General features: G+C 62.5%; 16 protein-coding genes and 1 pseudogene. 7 read left to right on the top strand and 10 right to left on the bottom strand.

All coding sequences use genetic code 11. The annotated features are described in order from the left end of the window. The first annotated feature begins 55 nt into the window (after positions 1-55). A complete protein-coding gene (locus A4G99_RS25920; RefSeq protein WP_190303743.1) occupies positions 56-211 on the top strand; it encodes a hypothetical protein in 156 nt (51 codons plus the stop codon). A gap of 90 nt (positions 212-301) precedes the next feature. Here the strand turns inward: A4G99_RS25920 and purL are convergent, their stop codons facing one another. After that, positions 302-2,431 carry a phosphoribosylformylglycinamidine synthase subunit PurL gene (gene purL / locus A4G99_RS11295; protein WP_066143460.1) on the bottom strand — a complete coding sequence of 710 codons (2,130 nt, stop codon included), beginning with the start codon at positions 2,429-2,431 and terminating at the stop codon, positions 302-304. A gap of 696 nt (positions 2,432-3,127) precedes the next feature. Then, the gene (locus tag A4G99_RS25915) at positions 3,128-3,292 is read right to left on the bottom strand and encodes a hypothetical protein (RefSeq protein ID WP_190303742.1); all 165 of its coding nucleotides are present in this window, start codon (positions 3,290-3,292) and stop codon (positions 3,128-3,130) included. A gap of 539 nt (positions 3,293-3,831) precedes the next feature. On the opposite strand from A4G99_RS25915, the pseudogene A4G99_RS24380 reads away from it, so the two are divergent. Together A4G99_RS24380 and A4G99_RS11285 are read left to right on the top strand one after the other, a co-directional pair. After that, positions 3,832-4,404: pseudogene (locus A4G99_RS24380) on the top strand (PHP domain-containing protein); the annotation flags it as partial. A gap of 108 nt (positions 4,405-4,512) precedes the next feature. Then, complete coding sequence (locus A4G99_RS11285) at positions 4,513-5,616, top strand: asparagine synthase C-terminal domain-containing protein (RefSeq protein WP_066145151.1); 1,104 nt, start codon at positions 4,513-4,515, stop codon at positions 5,614-5,616. A 329-nt stretch (positions 5,617-5,945) separates the two neighbouring features. On the opposite strand, the gene A4G99_RS25910 is transcribed toward A4G99_RS11285, so the two are convergent. The 4 genes from A4G99_RS25910 to A4G99_RS11270 are packed head-to-tail and all read right to left on the bottom strand — an operon-like array spanning position 5,946 to position 7,965. Continuing rightward, entirely contained in the window at positions 5,946-6,101 is a 156-nt protein-coding gene (locus A4G99_RS25910; RefSeq protein WP_190303741.1) for a hypothetical protein, read from the bottom strand. 50 nt (positions 6,102-6,151) lie between these two features. Further along, complete coding sequence (locus A4G99_RS11280; RefSeq protein ID WP_066143455.1) at positions 6,152-6,625, bottom strand: NUDIX hydrolase; 474 nt, start codon at positions 6,623-6,625, stop codon at positions 6,152-6,154. A 54-nt stretch (positions 6,626-6,679) separates the two neighbouring features. Beyond that, positions 6,680-7,450, bottom strand: a complete 771-nt coding sequence (locus A4G99_RS11275; RefSeq protein WP_066143452.1) for an S-adenosyl-l-methionine hydroxide adenosyltransferase family protein — start codon at positions 7,448-7,450, stop codon at positions 6,680-6,682. Continuing rightward, complete coding sequence (locus A4G99_RS11270) at positions 7,447-7,965, bottom strand: nicotinamide-nucleotide adenylyltransferase (RefSeq protein ID WP_066145149.1); 519 nt, start codon at positions 7,963-7,965, stop codon at positions 7,447-7,449. Before A4G99_RS11270 ends, A4G99_RS11275 begins: the two co-directional genes overlap by 4 nt. A 260-nt stretch (positions 7,966-8,225) precedes the next feature. On the opposite strand from A4G99_RS11270, the gene lonB reads away from it, so the two are divergent. Both lonB and A4G99_RS11260 read left to right on the top strand, forming a co-directional pair. Then, positions 8,226-10,220: an ATP-dependent protease LonB gene (lonB, locus tag A4G99_RS11265; protein WP_066143449.1), complete on the top strand. Its 1,995-nt coding sequence runs from the start codon at positions 8,226-8,228 to the stop codon at positions 10,218-10,220. 101 nt (positions 10,221-10,321) lie between these two features. Further along, positions 10,322-11,251 (top strand): CPBP family intramembrane glutamic endopeptidase, encoded by a 930-nt coding sequence (locus tag A4G99_RS11260; protein WP_066143446.1) that lies wholly within the window; start codon positions 10,322-10,324, stop codon positions 11,249-11,251. A gap of 243 nt (positions 11,252-11,494) precedes the next feature. Here A4G99_RS11260 and A4G99_RS11255 read toward each other — a convergent pair whose 3' ends face one another. From A4G99_RS11255 to A4G99_RS11240, 4 genes are all read right to left on the bottom strand, one after another. Then, on the bottom strand, positions 11,495-11,932 hold the full coding sequence (locus A4G99_RS11255; protein WP_066143443.1) for a transcription elongation factor Spt5: 438 nt from the start codon (positions 11,930-11,932) through the stop codon (positions 11,495-11,497). An 8-nt stretch (positions 11,933-11,940) separates the two neighbouring features. Then, positions 11,941-12,117 carry a protein translocase SEC61 complex subunit gamma gene (locus tag A4G99_RS11250; RefSeq protein ID WP_066143438.1) on the bottom strand — a complete coding sequence of 59 codons (177 nt, stop codon included), beginning with the start codon at positions 12,115-12,117 and terminating at the stop codon, positions 11,941-11,943. A 181-nt stretch (positions 12,118-12,298) separates the two neighbouring features. Beyond that, positions 12,299-13,447, bottom strand: coding sequence for a cell division protein FtsZ (gene ftsZ, locus A4G99_RS11245; RefSeq protein ID WP_066143437.1), 1,149 nt, complete (start codon positions 13,445-13,447; stop codon positions 12,299-12,301). Between the two features lie 118 nt (positions 13,448-13,565). Continuing rightward, the gene (locus A4G99_RS11240) at positions 13,566-14,900 is read right to left on the bottom strand and encodes a D-aminoacyl-tRNA deacylase (protein ID WP_066145147.1); all 1,335 of its coding nucleotides are present in this window, start codon (positions 14,898-14,900) and stop codon (positions 13,566-13,568) included. Between the two features lie 79 nt (positions 14,901-14,979). Between A4G99_RS11240 and A4G99_RS11235 the strand changes: the two genes are divergently transcribed. Next, positions 14,980-15,375, top strand: coding sequence for a universal stress protein (locus tag A4G99_RS11235; protein ID WP_066143435.1), 396 nt, complete (start codon positions 14,980-14,982; stop codon positions 15,373-15,375). Between the two features lie 126 nt (positions 15,376-15,501). After that, positions 15,502-16,638 carry a sodium:calcium antiporter gene (locus A4G99_RS11230; RefSeq protein WP_223301834.1) on the top strand — a complete coding sequence of 379 codons (1,137 nt, stop codon included), beginning with the start codon at positions 15,502-15,504 and terminating at the stop codon, positions 16,636-16,638. The last annotated feature ends 7 nt before the right edge of the window (positions 16,639-16,645 follow it).

Genomic DNA, 16,645 nt, shown 5'->3' with positions numbered 1-16,645 from the left:
ACGACGGCGCTGAAACACCGATACATCGAAGTACCGCACGGACTGAAACTCAGCCATGAGCACGGAAGACACGGACCCGGTACAACACGCGGACGGAATGACGCGATTGACCTCCCCGATGCAGGAGTTCACGATGGGACAGGTGACGACCGGACTCGTCGTCTTCGTCATCGGCGCTATCCTCGTGTTCGGCGTTCCGCTCTTGATCTAAACTCGTTTCTGTCCGCTTCTCGCCGATAGTTTCGATAAATATCACGCAAAAAGAATTCGATGTGCTCTCTTCCTTACGGCTGAGACGGGCTTATTCCAGTTCCCGGACGAGGACGTTCCGTAGCTCTGCGATTTCGTCCGCCGTGTAGCGGAGACCCTCGCCATCGGCGTCGATTTGGAGCGTTCCGGAGTCGTTCGCCTGTCCGAGTTCGGTGACCGGGGCGACGCCGTCGAAGGCTTCGACGACGGCGTCCGGATCGGTCGTCTCGACCACGGCACGACCGGGGAGTTCGCTGAACAGCGACTCGTGGGCGTCGACGTCGTCGAGCGAAACCGTCGCCCCCGCATCGTCCGACACCATCTCGGCGAGCGTTACCGCGAGACCGCCGTCGCTCACGTCGTGGACGGCGAGGGCGGCGTCTCCCGTGACGACATCGCGGAGGGTGGCGAGGCGTTCGCTCGCGTTCTCCGGAAGCGTCGGGAAGCGGTCGCTCCCGCCGACCTGCGCGAGGTATTCGGAACCACCGAGTTCGGCGGCGGGTTCGCCGACGAGCAACAGGGTCCCGTCACCTGTGAGTTCCGTCGGCGGTGCGTCGTACTCCTCCGTCGTCCCCGTCATCGCCAGCGTCGGCGTCGGCGGAATCGGGCCGCTCGGCGAGTCGTTGTACAGCGAAACGTTCCCGCCGACGACCGGCACGTCGAGTTCGGAACACATGTCGGCGAGACCGTCCACGATGCCCTTGAACCCGCCGTACACGTCCGGTTTCTCGGGATTGCCGCCGTTCAGGCAATCGACCGCGGCGAGCGGCGTCGCGCCCTTGGCGGCGAGGTTCGTCGCGTTTTCGAGCGCGACCGCACGGGAACCGTCGTAGGGTGCCGTCGTCGTCCAGTTGGGGTTCGCGCCGGACGAGAACGCGAGACCGAGTTCGGCGCGGCGAATCGCGAGGACGGCCGAGTCGTCGCCCGGCAACACCGAGGTCCGCGTCTGGACTTCGTGGTCGTACTGGCGGTACACCCACGACTTGCTCGCGCAGTTGGGCGACCCGACGACCGCCTCGAACGCTTCGCGCACGTCGGCGTCCGGCAGGTCGCGCTCGGGCTGAGTCGGCGCTTCCGACGGGAGGTCGTTCATCGGCGCGCCGTCACCGAGGAACTCGGCGGGCACGTCCACGACCGTCTCGCCCTCGAACTCGCAGACGTAGTTGCCGTCGGTCACGTCTCCGATGACGGTGCAACCGAGGTCGTACTTCTCGGCGATTTCCGAGACCGCTTCGACGTTCTCGGGACGCACCTCGTACACCATGCGCTCTTGGGATTCGGCGAGCAGGATTTCCATCGCGTTCATGTTCGGTTCGCGCTGGTGGACGCGACCGAGTTCGATGTCGGCCCCGAGTTCGCCCTTCGCCACCAGTTCGCTCGACGCGCCGCCGAGTCCCGCCGCGCCGAGGTCGCGTGCGGATTCGACCAGTTGGCCGTCAACGAGTTCCTCGTTCGCCTCGATGAGCAGTTTTTCAGTGTACGGGTCGCCGACCTGCACCGCCGGGCGGTCCTCCGTCTCCGCGTCCTCGCCGAGGTCCTCGCTGGCGAAACTCGCGCCGCCGAGTCCGTCACGGCCCGTCGAGTTGCCGACGAGCAGGAGTTTGTTGCCCGGTTCCTGCGCCTCGGCCGTGATGAGACGCTCCGCGGGAAGCAGTCCGACGCAGGCCACGTTGACGAGCGGGTTCCCCTCGTAGTCCTCGTGGAACTGCGTGCTCCCCGTCACCGTCGGCACGCCGATGGAGTTGCCGTAGTCGGCGATACCTTCCACGACGCCTTCCAGCAGATAACGCGAATGTTCGCGGTCGAAGCCGCCGAAGTAGAGGCTGTCCGCGAGCGCGATGGGGTACGCACCCATCGACAGCGTGTCGCGGACGATGCCGCCAACGCCCGTCGCCGCGCCGTCGTACGGATCCACGTAGGACGGGTGGTTGTGGCTCTCGATACCCATCGTGATGTAAGTGGAGTCGGCGTCGGCCGACGGAAGTTCGACCACGGCGGCGTCGTCACCCGGCCCGATGACGACGTCGTCGCTCTCGGACTCGAACGCCGACAGCAGGGGCCGCGACGACCGATACGCACAGTGTTCACTCCAGAGGTTCTCGAATAGCGCTTCCTCGGCCGATGTCGGGTCGCGGCCGAGTTCCGCGACGACCAACTCTCGGTCGGAGTCGTCCAAACTCATTCACTGGTTTGTACAAACAGGGCGGATTAATGCCTTTCCATGTGCACGAACGTGTGTGAATCCGGATGGCCGTGATGAGTGACAGGAGCGTCTTCTACCATCGAACGTGAGGACAGGTGGGTGAAGTCGTCTTGAACGTCCTCACGGTCGTCGGGGGGAGGCTTTGGCGATCACAATCATGGGCTCCCCGACGAACCGTTCTTCCTTCGTAACTTCCATTGTTCTTTTGGCCGGAAATATGTATAATCAAAACCGAGTTTGCGTACGTCACACACGTTCGCTCGCGGTAGCGGGAGGTGAATAACGCACCTTACAGTGGAACTCATAAACGGGGCATACGCTCAGGGGTTCGCGTTACGATTCGAGGAAACGTGGGGATGAATGAGCACAACACCCCACGTTTCGGGAGAAATTGCTGTTCGAGCGGGAACCGTACGATTCCCGACAGTGACGTGATAGATTCGTGTACTTCGACCTACGGTACCACCCCCAACGATGTATATTGGTCACGCTCCCGGTTAAGGAGATGGCTTGCTAATTCGGAATCAGGGGACGACGGGAAATAGTTGGACGTTCGTACCGTGGGGACGGCAGTACGACGTGTCCTCGTCCACGAATACACGTCGATACGCCCGTCACGTCCGTGTGCTCGATACCGGCCTCCTGAACGCCCGACGGAGCGTCGTTGTCGCGTAATCAGACCGGTTGACGCCAGTCGCCACCGACGTACTGGAACCCTTCCCGCACCCGTCCTTGACTGGCCATCACCAGGCCGATGAAAAGGACGACGGCAGGTGTCGTCGCGTACGTCACCGCTTTCAACGTTAGGTTTTCGAGAACCGTTCGTGTCTCTGCCATCATAGTGGTGAGCAGAAAATCCGCCAGCAAATACTTTGTGTTACGATGTCATTCTGCGCGGGTTCGTTCTCCGTGGGCGAACAACGGCACGCGGAACGCATTCGGCGAGCGAGCACAACGGCCGCAACTGTCTATGGACGATTGATTTATTTTTGCCCATATTTTGGCCAACTCTTGTGGAAGTATTCTATTTTGCAAGTGTGATGTTCTTTCGCCAGCCCTATTTCACCACAATACCTAAATACTGTGTGGGGCGTTGTATCTACTGCAATGAAGATCGGAGAAGGAGGGGATGAATAGGACCCGTACCGCCGACAAACATCGATGCCTATGATTGCATGAAGCGCGAGTGACCGTTTTCACCCACCACTCGACGGGCGATGCTGCCTCCATCGCCCCTCTCTCATGCGCCAGAGTAGTTAATTCATGGTTCCTCTCTATAAGAAACTGAGTTCACGACGGAGCTACGGCGTTTTTCGTAGATCGACGACCATCGACGGCGGACCGAGTTGCTTTTCCCGACGTACTGCGAACGTTCCTCCGTGCTATCGGTCGAGTTGCATTGTCATTCCGCACTTTCCCACGATGGTCGTGACCCGGTCGAACTGCTCTTGGAACAAGCCAAGGCAGTCGATTTGGACGCCATCGCCGTGACCGACCACGACGAAATCGAGGCGAGCCTCGAAGCCGCGAAACTCGCACCCGAATACGGACTGGTCGGCATTCCCGGTATGGAGATCTCGTCACGCGCGGGCCACGTCTTGGGGTTAGGTATCGAAGAACTCGTTCCGCCGGGTCTCTCGTTCGGAGAGACGCTCGACAGAATTCGAGAGCAGGGTGGCGTCGCCATCGTTCCTCACCCGTTTCAGAAATCCCGGAGCGGCGTCGCCGCGAACATCACGGGGAAGAAACTCGCGGAGGCCGACGCTATCGAGGTGTACAACTCGCGCCTGTTGACGGGGCGTGGCAACCGGCGAGCGCGGACGTTCGCCAGCGACCAGGACGTCCCGATGACGGCCGGAAGCGACGCCCACATCAGCGAGATGGTCGCAGGCGGTGACGGAAATCGACGTGAACACGCGCGACAGACGGGCCATCCTCGGTGCTATCGTCGATGGCCGGACGGAGGTCGACGGGAAACGAACGCCGTGGCGGATCAGCTTTCGACAGGCCGCAGGCGGCGTGAAACGGCGGATTATCAACCGCGTCGGGCACTATCTCTGATGCAGGGGGCATCGACCGACGTCGTTCGTCGCGCTATCGACACGGCCGCCGCGCTTCCAGGCGGTAACGGGTTTGCAGGCGAGGTGGACGGGCGTCTCGTCCGCGACGTGCTGGGTCGCTATCCACTGTTCTCCGAGGAGGATGACCCGACGACGTGGAGTTACGACCCGACCGACCTCGACTCGCCAAACTCGGTTCCGGCGGGTTGTGCCCGGACGATAACCGACGAAATCGGTGACGACGGGAACGACGACCAGCGACTGTGGGACCTCCCCAGTCCGGAACCGTTCGAGGACGAGGCGGATGCCGTTTCCGCGATTCGGGAGGCCATCGAGGGAAGCCTCGGCGACGTGTCCGGCGACGGTCTCGCCGTCGCGTTCTCGGGCGGGGTCGATTCCGCCGTCGTCGCCAGCGCGTTCGACTACCCGCTGTACGTCGCTGGCTTCCGCGACAGTCACGACGTGGAGGCCGCCCGCACCGCGGCCGACCTGATGGACCGTGATCTACGGATCGTCGATGTCTCACACGAGGACATCGAGCGTGCGGTTCCCGAAGTCGCTCGCGCCATCGGTCGGACCAATGCGATGGACGTGCAGATAGCGTTACCCCTCTATCTGACCGCCGAGCGAGCGCGGGCGGACGGCTACGACCGACTCGCGGTGGGACAGGGCGCGGACGAACTGTTCGGCGGCTACGAGAAGGTCGCCCGCGCGGACCACCGCGTCGAGGCGGAGACGGTACGCGGTGCGGCCCGCGAGACGATTCGAACGCTCGCCCAACAGTTGCCGCGGGACATCCTCACGCTCCGTGCCGCTGGCGTGGAACCCGTCGCACCGCTTCTCGACGACCGCGTCGTCCGGGAAGCGCTTCGGCTACCGGGGTCGATGCTCGTTTCGGACGACGTCCGAAAGTGGACGTTCAGACGGTCCGCTCGGGCGTTCGTTCCGGACGAAATCGCAACACGGGACAAGAAGGCGGTGCAGTACGGCAGCCTGGTCGCGCGTGAACTCGACCGCCTCGCGCGGCAGGCGGGCTACAAACGACGAATGGACGATCACGTGACGAAGTACGTTCGCTCCCGTCTCGAATCGACCGATCAGTAAAAGCGCTTGCGCGACTGCGGACCGAGTTTCTGCTGGAGCCACGATTCACGGTAGCCGATGCAGTGACCGCCGCAATCGGGGCACATCTGTCGATCAAGCTCGTACTGTCTCCCGCACGACTTGCATTCGAACCGCGTCGAATCACCGCTCCCAAATTTCAGACTGACTCGACTGACAAATCCCATTCTCGATTTGTTCGACAACTAGCAGTGTCATTATTATCCGGCAGATAATGTCTCCGAAACGCCGATTTCCGCGAGATACGATTCCTTATTTCAATCCGTCCGAAGGAATCAGTAAAGATTGTGTGCCAACAGGTTCGTTTCCTATCAGTGTCGAGGTGAAACCACTTGTTCGCTTCCGCAGTCGGGACAGAGTTTCCGGTCACCGTCGAACGCTTTGCCACAGCCGGTACAGACGTACGTCGGTCGCGGGTCGTCGTCGCCGTCCTCGTCGGTACCGAGCAGGCGGTCAATGATACTCATGGACTGTGGAATTCACCGAATAGACCTTATTATACACCACTTAATCGGTTCTACTGCCGCGACTCGACGCGTTCGATGGCCTCGATGCCGAGCGTGGCCACTTCCTCGGTCAGTTCGTCGTGCGTCCGAAGGTCGTCCGGCGAGAACCACCGCCAGCAGTCGGTCGCTCGTTCGTCGTCGTCGGGGGCGAGGTCGCGGCTTGCCGCTTCACCATAGTAGACGAAGTCGATGTGTTGGTGGGCGACTTCTCCGTCGAACGCATCGACGTCGTAGAGCATGGTGTGTTCCGCGGGCGCGAGTTCCCGACCGAAGTCGGCCGTCACGCTCGTTTCGGGTTCGAGCAGTGTCACCTCCAACCCGGTCTCCTCGCGGGTTTCGCGCAGGGCCGCATCGCGCGGCAGTTCGTCCCGATCCAGGTGACCGCCGGGCGGGAGAAGCATCCCGAGCCGTTCGTGGTCGTGAAGCAAGCACTCGCCGTCGTTCACGACGTACGTGGTCGCGGTGAAGTGGCGCGTCGTCTCCATACGCAAAAGGAATTCCGGGGTCGGTTCACCGTTACGGTCGTGTGATGATGGCGGTCATTTCTCCAACCGTATCTCGTGGCTCGCGGAGACGCCGAACGCCTCGTCGCCGCGTCCCTCGTTGACCGCGAGTTCGACGTTTCCGTGGCTGCCGACGGTCACGAGTCGCTCGCCGGGTTCGACGTGGGCGTAGGAGGGTTCGACCGGCGCGGACTGGCCGTTGATCGAGAGTTCGCCAACACCGTCGAGAAAGTCGCCCGGAACGTTCGTGATGGCGTTCCCGAAGTCGTCCACGACGAGCAGTTCGCCGACCGCCTTGTCGTCCTCCACTGTCGGTTTCGGGAACCGGAGGTCCTCGAACGCTTCCGCGGGTTCGATATCGTCGAGGGGTTCGAAGTCGTCGATTCCCGCCTCGTGAATCCTCGCGGCGGCGGGCGCGAACACGTCCCGTCCGTGGAAGGTCGCGCTGTCCGCGTCCTCGTAGGAAACGCGGAAGACTTCGAACCCGTCGGCGTCGGACTGTTCCGACTCGGCGAGTTCGCGGGCGACCGGAAGCAGAACGCCGTTGTCCGGGCCGACGAGGGCGTGGCCCCCTGATCGAACCGCGAGCGCCGCGCGGTCGGTACCGACACCGGGGTCGACGACGACGAGGTGGACGGCGGGCGGAAAATAGGGGACGACTTCCCGAAGCCAGAACGCGGTCGTCCGAACGTCCTGTCGCGGGAAATCGTGGGCGATGTCCACGAGACGCGCGTCACTGTGCTGGAGCAAAACGCCCTTCATCGCCGCCGGGTACGGCGTGCCGAAATCGGACGAGAGGGTTATCATATTCCGTTCGAATCCGAGTCGCTGACCTGTTGGATGCGGTCGATGCCGCCGATTTCCTCGACGATTTCGACGACGGGGTCTGGAACGAGTCGTTGCCAATCGCCGCCTTCGACCATCCGGTCGCGTACCTCGGTTCCCTCCAGCACTTCGCGGTTGAACATGGGCGATTGGCGCACTTCGACGCCCGCTTCTTCGAACAGACGGATGACGAGTGGATTGTTCGAGTAGGCCACGTCGAAATCCGGGCTCATGCTCTGGACGTGACTGACCCAAACGGAGTTCCTGTCCAGGTCCTCGATGGGAACGGCGTACGTCACGAGGTCGGAATCCACGAGGGATTTGGTTATCATCATGATGCGTTCGCCCGCCGTGAATGGGTCGTGACGGCTGTGTGAGTCGCCCGCGCTCCCGATGCCGAGGACGAGTTCGTCTACTTCCTCGGCGATGGTCTCGACCACGTTGTGGTGGCCGTTGTGGTAGGGTTGGAAGCGCCCGATGTAGAACCCGCGAGTCATGATATATTCGTCGTGTAGCGTTTTTATAAGAGTGACGAGTCGCTCGTGGGGCGTTTCGTGAGTTCGTGTTCTACCATCCTTCTTTTCGTTCGTGCGTTCGCGTTCTCGATTAACAGCGCGGACGGTGTGAAGGAGATTCATTTTCCCCGATTCCTTCTATTCGTACGTTTGACGGCCTGAAATGGAGTGAGACGGAACACAGGGAGGGAGAAAGTATATCAGTTCTCCAGCCATGTTTTCAACTACACAAAACGAATTCTATGAGTAACGACACCGATGCTTCACCACCGGAGCAAGAAGCCGAGCAAGAAGTCGACCGCCTTGGGAGTGAGGTGGACGCCCAGGTCGCCGACGATATTGCAGAGGACGATCTGCTGGGTGGGTTGGAGATAGAAAGTACGGAAGAGGTCGAGATTCCGGATCGACTGGTCGACCAGGTCATCGGGCAGGATCACGCCCGAGATATCATCCTGAAGGCGGCGAAACAGCGCCGCCACGTGATGATGATCGGGTCGCCGGGGACCGGGAAATCGATGTTGGCGAAGGCGATGAGTCAGCTCCTCCCCAAGGAGGATCTGCAAGACGTCCTCGTCTATCACAACCCCGACGACGGGAACGAACCGAAGGTTCGGACCGTTCCCGCCGGAAAGGGCGAACAAATCATCGAGGCGCACAAGGAGGAGGCCCGCAAGCGCAACCAGATGCGCTCGTTCTTGATGTGGGTCATCATCGCCATCGTGGTCGGCTACGCGCTCCTCATTGCGGGTAAGCCGCTCCTCGGAATCCTCGCTGCGGGTGTCATCTACCTCGCGTTCCGCTACGGGTCGCGTGGCAGCGACGCGATGATTCCGAACCTGCTGGTCAACAACAGCGACGTCACCAGCGCTCCCTTCGAGGACGCGACGGGTGCCCACGCGGGTGCACTCCTCGGCGACGTGCGCCACGACCCGTTCCAGTCCGGCGGAATGGAGACCCCGAGCCACGACCGCGTGGAACCCGGTGCCATCCACAAGGCCAACAAAGGTGTCCTGTTCGTGGACGAGATCAACACCCTCGACATTCGCAGTCAGCAAAAGCTGATGACCGCGATTCAGGAGGGCGAGTTCTCCATCACCGGTCAGTCCGAGCGCTCCTCGGGCGCGATGGTTCACACCGAACCCGTCCCGACCGACTTCGTGATGGTCGCGGCGGGGAACCTCGACGCGATGGAGAACATGCACCCGGCACTCCGCTCGCGTATCAAGGGATACGGGTACGAAGTGTACATGGACGACACCATCGACGACACGCCGGAGATGCGCCGGAAATACGCGCGCTTCGTCGCACAGGAAGTCGAGAAGGACGGTCGTCTCCCGCACTTCACGGACACGGCGGTCGAGGAAATCATCCTCGAAGCTCAGCGCCGTGCGATGCGGAAGGACCACCTCACGCTCAAACTGCGTGACCTCGGTGGCCTCGTCCGCGTCGCCGGTGACATCGCCCGCGCGGAGGACGCCGAGAACACCACGCGTGACCACGTGCTGCAAGCGAAACAGCGCTCGCGTTCCATCGAGCAACAGATCGCCGACGACTACATCGAGCGCCGGAAGGACTACGAACTCACCGTTTCGGCGGGCGACGTGGTCGGCCGCGTGAACGGTCTGGCGGTCATGGGCGAGGACAGCGGTATCGTCATGCCCGTCATGGCCGAAGTCGCGCCGTCGCAGGGTCCCGGTAAGGTGATCGCCACCGGGAAACTGCAGGACATCGCCGAGGAGGCGGTGCAGAACGTCAGTGCCATCATCAAGAAGTTCAGCGACGAGGACATCTCCGAGAAGGACATCCACATCCAGTACGTCCAATCCTACGAAGGCGTCCAGGGTGACTCCGCGTCGGTGACGATGGCCACGGCGGTCATCAGCGCGCTGGAGAACATCCCCATCGACCAGAGCATCGCCATGACCGGCTCGCTGTCGGTGCGCGGCGACGTGCTCCCCGTTGGTGGCGTCACGCACAAAATCGAGGCGGCCGCGAAGGCGGGCGTCAAGACGGTCATCATCCCGAAGGCCAACGAGCAGGACGTGATGATCGAGGACGAGTACAAGGAGATGATCGAAATCGTCCCCGTCTCGCACATCAGCGAAGTCCTCGAAGTCGCGCTCACGGGCGAGTCCGAGAAGGACAGCCTCATCAACCGACTGAAGGACATCACCGGCCACGCCCTCGACCGTAAGGTCGGCGGCACCAAGCCCGGTAGCAACCCGAGTCCGCAGTAGCGGGCGAACGAGAATTCGTTTTTTCTGTTCTCCGACACGAGCAGCGACCGCGTCGCCGTAGTAGATAGTTTTTCACCGTCAGCGTACGAACACGAACGTGAATGGTCACGCCGAACTGGAACGCGTTCGCAGGCGTCACCCTCACTGTCCTCGTCGTTCTCATCGCATTGGCCCGCGCCTCGCAAGCGATGTTCGTCGGGGAGGACGAAGACGGATGGGAGGAATCCGAGACGAGCGTCGAAACGCCCGACCGACGCGTACGGAACGGTGGGGACGAATGGGGCAAGGACGAACGGAGCAGGAACGGGGACGAAGGGGACGACGACGAACGGGATACCAACGAATCGAACGATTCCACTTTCGAGGACCAGGACCACCGACCGACCGAAGTTTCGTCGCCGATTCCCGACGAACCGTTCCCGGCCGTCGAGTCTCCGACTCCGGTGGAGGATTTCACGCCGGGGACGCTGCTGGTCAACGTCGCGCTGAGTCAGGGGCTGTTCGGCGTGATACTCGTCGTCGCCGCCGTGCTGACCGCGATTCCCGCCGACACGCTCGGCGTGAGGAGCGTGACGGCGACCCAGTTCGGCGTCGGGGCACTTCTCGGGGTGGCGCTCTACGTCGCCAACGAACTCGGTCAGCGAGTGGTCGATGCGGTCGGAATCGAGTACGAGGACAGCCTTCGGGAGATGCTCACCCCCGATTCGGTCCGCGGGTGGGTCGTTTTGCTCGTTCTCGTCCTCCCGATCATCGCGGGGTTCGAGGAACTCCTGTTCCGTTCATCCCTCGTGGGCGTGTTCGCCGCCGGGTACGGCATCTCGCCGTGGTTCCTCGTCGTCGCCTCGTCAGTCGCGTTCGCTGTCGGCCACGGCGCACAGGGTCCGGCGGGTGTACTCGTCACGGGAACGCTGGGTGCGGCGCTTGCGGGCGCGTTCGTCCTGACGGAAAGCATGGTCGTGGTCGTGGTAGCCCACTATCTCGTCAACGCGCTGGAGTTCGCGGTTCACGCCCGCGACGATTCGACAGAGTAGTCACTGGGAACTCGTGAGCGACGAAGGAGAGCCAGAGGAACTACCGTTCCTCGCTGTTCTCGCGAACGAAGTGAGCGAGAGCCAGAGGAACTACCGTTCCTCGCTGGCTCGCGGTTTAGCCGAACTTCGTTCGGCTGACCGCCAAGCAAGGCTTGGCGATTTCGCCAGACTCCGTCTGGCTGACTGCCGAGCGTTGCTCGGCAATTTCACCGCTCGTCCGTTCCGAGGAACGGTGCGCTTCGCTTACCGTTCCTCGCTGTCCAGCACGCGGATCTGGTCACCGCGCACGGTGACGGGAATCGGGACGGTGGCCTCGTACAACTCGACCGTTACCTGGTCCTTGCCCTCGTCGATACGCTGGACCTGGGCCTTCTCGCCCTTGAACGGTCCGGCGATGAGTTCCACGATGTCCCCTTCCGCGATGCCCTCCACGTCGGGCGTCGGGGAGAGGAAGTGCTCCACTTCGGAGATGTTGCTCTCGCCGGGGACCATGCTCCGCGCGTGGGGGATTTCCTCCAGCACGCGGTCGATGACGCGGTGGTCGTCGGCCTCGACCATGACGTAGCTGGTGAGCGCGTCGGGCGCGAGGACCGCGTGAATCTCCGGTTCCTCGCGGTTGATGATCATGTCCGCGACTGTACGTTCCTGACTTGCCGTGGTCTTTACTGCGTAGATAGGCATTTGTTCTCCTATACGGGGGCGGCGTTGATGAAGCTCATGATGGCGAAGATCACGAACCCGAGCAGTCCGACGAGCAGAATACCGGCACCAGCAATCTGAGCGATCTTCGAGAACTCGTCCCACGACGGCGTGCTCGCCAATTTGAGCACCCGTAGGTACGACGCGAGGTCAAGCTTAACGTCCATTGTTGGTTGTGCTTGGCCATCGGGCTTTTTCTATCTTACTACAGAGGGATGAGAGCGAAACGCGGTTTGGACACGTTCGAGGGAAATCGGTCGAAACGGCATCGCAACTCGTACCGAACTCGTCCCGATTTTCGTGAAAACCCACGGCTCTCCGCCACGGATCCGAAAAACGGAGAAGAGATTATTCGACGTAGTCGATGTCTTCGGCCTGCTGTTGGGCCTTCGCCTGCGCCCGTTCGGCTTCGTTGCGGCCGTAGATCTGTGGCGATTCGACGCCGGTGACGACGATCATGGTGCGCATGGTGCCGTCGAGTTCCTCGTCGATGGAGGTCCCCCAGATGATGCGGGCGTCGGGGTCGATGCGGTCGTAGATCTGTTCGACCACGCCTTCGGCTTCCTCGATGGACATGTCGTTGCCACCGGTGACGTTGACGAGCGCGGATTTCGCGCCGCTGATGTCCACGTCGAGGAGCGGCGAGCGCAGGGCGCTCTTGACCGAATCCTGTGCCTTCTGGTCGGAGTCGCTCTCGCCGAGACCGATCATCGCCACGCCGCCTTTCTCCATGACGGTGCGAACGTCGGCGAAGTCGAGGTTGACGAGTCCGGGCTTCGTGATGAGCTCCGTGATACCCTTCACCGAGCGCATGAGCACTTCGTCGGCGACCTTGAACGCCTGTTTGACGGGCAGTTTGCCCACCGAGTCGAGCAGGCGGTCGTTCGGGACGACGATGACGGTGTCGCTCACGTCGCGCAGGCGCTCCAGACCGGCCTCCGCGTTGGTGCGGCGGACCTCACCCTCCGCCGTGAACGGCGTCGTGACGATGGCGATGGTGAGCGCACCGGCCTCGCGCGCGGCTTTGGCGACGACCGGGGCGCTCCCCGTGCCGGTGCCGCCGCCGAGTCCAGCCGTGACGAACACCATGTCCGAGCCCTGAATCGAGTCGTAGATTTCGTCCTGACTTTCGAGGGCGGCCTCCTCGCCGACCTGCGGGAGCGATCCGGCACCGCGCCCGCTCGTCTTCTGTTCGCCCATCAGGATCTTGGTGTCCGCCTCGATTTCGACGAGATGCTGAACGTCGGTGTTCGCGGCGACGAGTGACGCCCCGTGGATCCCCTCTTCGGCCATTCGGTTGACCGTGTTCCCGCCACCGCCGCCGCACCCGACGACGGTGATGTTGGTTTGGAGTTCCTTGAGTACGTCCTGTAGTTCCTCGTCGGTCATCGTCCCGGAGAGACTGGTGTCCTGCGAGACACCACCGACCTGCGATTGGGGGGCATCCTGTTGTTGCCCTTCCGCCTCCTCAATGGCGTCTTCAACGATTGAATCCATCCTTGAAGCTTCTTTTACGAACGCACATTAATTATCTTTCCCCTCTGGTCGACGGTTGTCTGACTCATATCACTCCACCGTGAAAAAAAGCTATAAGCACTGATTCATCCCCGGAGATTCACCGCAGGGGGAAGACGCGTCTCCGTTCGGTTTGCACCTCGCGGGGTGGAATCGTCGTCCCGTTCACCTCCACCGCGACCCCGGACGAGAGCTTTCCGAACGCGGGACCCTCCGGAACGCCCAATTTGCGAGCCTTCTCGGGGTCGAACCCCACGTCACGCACGACGATTTCGTCCCCGTTCCGGCTCACCTCGTCGTACTTCCCGTCGAGCAGTTCGACCAGTCCGTCGATGACGGCCTCGAAGTCAGCCGCATCGAGAACCGCCGCACGCCCGGCCACCTGCGTCCCTCCCTCGTCGGTTTCGAACGCGACCGTCCGCGCCGCGACGAGTTCCGAAACGGCGTCCCTGTCGATTCCCGTGACGGCGTCGAGCAGTTTCCCGGGGAGCGAAACGATTTCGAACGGCTCCGTTGCGGCCATCCCGCGCGCTTTCTCGCCGAACCGTAGCCCCGACTCCACCGACGACAGTTCCGACTCCAGTTCCTCGACGAGCGCGAGCGGAACGCCCGACACTTCCCGGACCCACGTCTCGCTCACCACGCGGTAGCCGAGGTCGGCGACGACCTCGGCGATGTCGTCCGTTTTCCCTTCGCAGACGGAGTACTCCGCGCCGCTTCGCTCGAACACCTGTCGGATCGTTTCCGGATGTGCCTCCGGCAATCCCAACGTTTCGAGGTTCCAGTCGGACGCGATATGTCCGACCGCCCAGTCCGTTTCCCCGAGTATTCGCTCGAATCGCGGGGCGTAGTGGCCCCCACCGAACCCGACCAGTTGGCGCTCCCGGTGGGGGGCGACACCGCGCAGGTCGAGGATGGCGCGGGCGACGGCGCGGGCCGCATCGGGGTCGCCCCATTGTTCGTCGTCGCTTCCTAGTTCGACGAACATCGAGGGAACGCCGACTTCGCTCGGCCCGTGGTGGGTGCACTCCATTCCGACGTCGTACCCCTCGGGCGCGTGCTCGTCGAACGCTTCGAGCAGTCGTGCGTGGGCGTTCGGACAGGCCTCGGCCACCGTTCTGTCGGTTCCACCGAACTCCGCCGGGCCGAAGTTGCCCGTGAAGTGGCCCGTCAGCAGCGGGCCGGTGTCTCCCGAGTGGCGCGAGGCGAACACGAGCATCTCCGGGTCCGAAAACGGTTCGGCGGCGTCCTCGATGTCGAGGTGGAGCGCGTCGAACTCCCGCAGTTCGAACCCCTCAGTTCGGTAGTAGGTACCGCCACCCTCGGCGTCGGAGCGGGATTCGTCTTCGTGCACGTTCCACTCGGTTTCGGAGAGCAGGAATTCGCCGATGTGTTCGGAGGCGTAATCGGCCCTGCTGACGACGACGGCAATCACGAACGACCCTCCGAACGCACGGCGAAAAAGTCCGTCGAACCCGGAAAGCGTTAAGGACAGGGGGAAAGTGTGTTCGCCCATGAAGATTCTCGCTCCCGTCGATGGGTCCGAATGTAGCATGCGCGCGCTCGACTTCGCCATCGAGTTCGCACGACGATACGATGCCGACCTGAGCGTCGTCCACTTCACGGACGTTCGCGGGGAAGATACCGACCGGTTGCAAACGCGGATCGACGAGAAACTGGCCGACTCCGGGGTCGAGAGCGACACGTCCGTGTCGGTTGACGTCCACCTCGCGAGCCTGAAGGTGTCGGACCGGATCGGAAAGGACATCATCGCCGTGGTCGAGGACGACGACTACGACCACGTCGTCATGGGTCACCACGGCACTGGCCGCATCGGGGCGTTCCTCCTTGGAAGCGCCGCGAAGACCGTCCTCGAATCGTGTGACGTTCCCGTGACGACCGTTCCCTGATGCCGCCACCCGTGGTTCTTTCGTCGGACGAGTTCGGCCAAAAAATCACATCCGGCGCAGAGGGAACCACTTAATTAGAGCCATTTTGAAAATACCACCACGATGACCCCGCTATCCTCAGTTCCGATGGCAATTCTACCACCAGTGTGGGAAAATTCCCTCCTGCTCCTCGCATCGTTTCTCCTACTTCTCCTCGGCGCGGAGGTGTTCACCAACGCGGTCGAGTGGCTCGGCCGCCGACTCGGCGTGAGCGAAAGCGCGACGGGGAGCATCCTCGCGGCCGTGGGTACCGCGCTCCCCGAGACGATGATCCCGATCATCGCCGTCTTCGGGAGCGGCGGCGGGACGAAAGCCGCCGAGGAAGTCGGCGTCGGTGCCATCCTCGGCGCGCCGTTCATGCTCGCCACCATCGCCATGTTCCTCGTCGGGGCCAGCGTTCTCTACTTCGGGACGCGCCGGACGCACGGGCAGGAGATGCATTTCAACGAGAAGTCCACCCGCCGAGACCTCTCCTTTTTCCTCGTCGGCTACACGCTGGCGTTTCTCGCCGCGTTGATTCCGAACGACACGATTTCCCACGGCATCGGCGCGGTGCTCGTCCTCCTCTACCTGTTCTACCTCTACCGTTCGCTCAAGAGCGGCGAACTGGTCGAGGGAGAGGACTTGGACGACCTGCATCTCGGGTTGATGATCGAGGGAGTCATCGACCGCTTCCCCGGACGGAACACGGACAGTAACCACTCCGGCAACCCTCACTCGGTCCTGGTCGCAGTGCAGACGCTCATCGCGCTCGGTCTCATCATCGGCGGCGCGCAGGTGTTCGTCTCCCAGACGCAGTGGGTCTCCGAGGAAGTGCTCGGGATTCCGACGGCTATCGTCGCGCTCCTCATCGCGCCGCTGGCGACCGAACTCCCCGAGAAGTTCAACAGCATCATCTGGATCTCCCGCGACAAGGACACCCTCGCGCTCGGAAACATCTCCGGCGCGATGGCGTTTCAGGGGACCTTGCCCGTCACGTTCGGCATCCTCTTCACCTCGTGGGACCTGAGTCTCTCGTGGGGAACGTCGGGATTCCTGAACGGACTCTCCGCGATCCTGGCGATCGTCAGCGGCGGCCTGCTGTACCTCCGTGCACGCCGAATCAACGGGAAGAAGATGACGGCGCGACCGTTCCTCGTCGGCGGGTTGTTCTACCTGCTGTTCATCGCCATCGTCGTCTACCACGTCGTGGTTCTCGACGTCGGCGGTATCGCAGGTCACTGACCAGTCT

The sequence above is a fragment of the Haladaptatus sp. R4 genome (assembly GCF_001625445.1).
In the GTDB taxonomy this organism is placed as follows: domain Archaea; phylum Halobacteriota; class Halobacteria; order Halobacteriales; family Haladaptataceae; genus Haladaptatus.
The sequence above is the reverse complement of the archived record's forward strand: the minus strand, read 5'-3'. Positions and strand labels throughout refer to the sequence as shown.

Bases quoted from the DNA above. Each gene is read 5' to 3' on its own strand.
- A4G99_RS25920 (WP_190303743.1), top strand. From the start codon at position 56: ATGAGCACGGAAGACACGGACCCGGTACAACACGCGGACGGAATGACG.
- purL (WP_066143460.1), bottom strand. From the start codon at position 2,431: ATGAGTTTGGACGACTCCGACCGAGAGTTGGTCGTCGCGGAACTCGGC.
- A4G99_RS25915 (WP_190303742.1), bottom strand. From the start codon at position 3,292: ATGATGGCAGAGACACGAACGGTTCTCGAAAACCTAACGTTGAAAGCG.
- A4G99_RS11285 (WP_066145151.1), top strand. From the start codon at position 4,513: ATGCAGGGGGCATCGACCGACGTCGTTCGTCGCGCTATCGACACGGCC.
- A4G99_RS25910 (WP_190303741.1), bottom strand. From the start codon at position 6,101: ATGAGTATCATTGACCGCCTGCTCGGTACCGACGAGGACGGCGACGAC.
- A4G99_RS11280 (WP_066143455.1), bottom strand. From the start codon at position 6,625: ATGGAGACGACGCGCCACTTCACCGCGACCACGTACGTCGTGAACGAC.
- A4G99_RS11275 (WP_066143452.1), bottom strand. From the start codon at position 7,450: ATGATAACCCTCTCGTCCGATTTCGGCACGCCGTACCCGGCGGCGATG.
- A4G99_RS11270 (WP_066145149.1), bottom strand. From the start codon at position 7,965: ATGACTCGCGGGTTCTACATCGGGCGCTTCCAACCCTACCACAACGGC.
- lonB (WP_066143449.1), top strand. From the start codon at position 8,226: ATGAGTAACGACACCGATGCTTCACCACCGGAGCAAGAAGCCGAGCAA.
- A4G99_RS11260 (WP_066143446.1), top strand. From the start codon at position 10,322: ATGGTCACGCCGAACTGGAACGCGTTCGCAGGCGTCACCCTCACTGTC.
- A4G99_RS11255 (WP_066143443.1), bottom strand. From the start codon at position 11,932: ATGCCTATCTACGCAGTAAAGACCACGGCAAGTCAGGAACGTACAGTC.
- A4G99_RS11250 (WP_066143438.1), bottom strand. From the start codon at position 12,117: ATGGACGTTAAGCTTGACCTCGCGTCGTACCTACGGGTGCTCAAATTG.
- ftsZ (WP_066143437.1), bottom strand. From the start codon at position 13,447: ATGGATTCAATCGTTGAAGACGCCATTGAGGAGGCGGAAGGGCAACAA.
- A4G99_RS11235 (WP_066143435.1), top strand. From the start codon at position 14,980: ATGAAGATTCTCGCTCCCGTCGATGGGTCCGAATGTAGCATGCGCGCG.
- A4G99_RS11230 (WP_223301834.1), top strand. From the start codon at position 15,502: ATGGCAATTCTACCACCAGTGTGGGAAAATTCCCTCCTGCTCCTCGCA.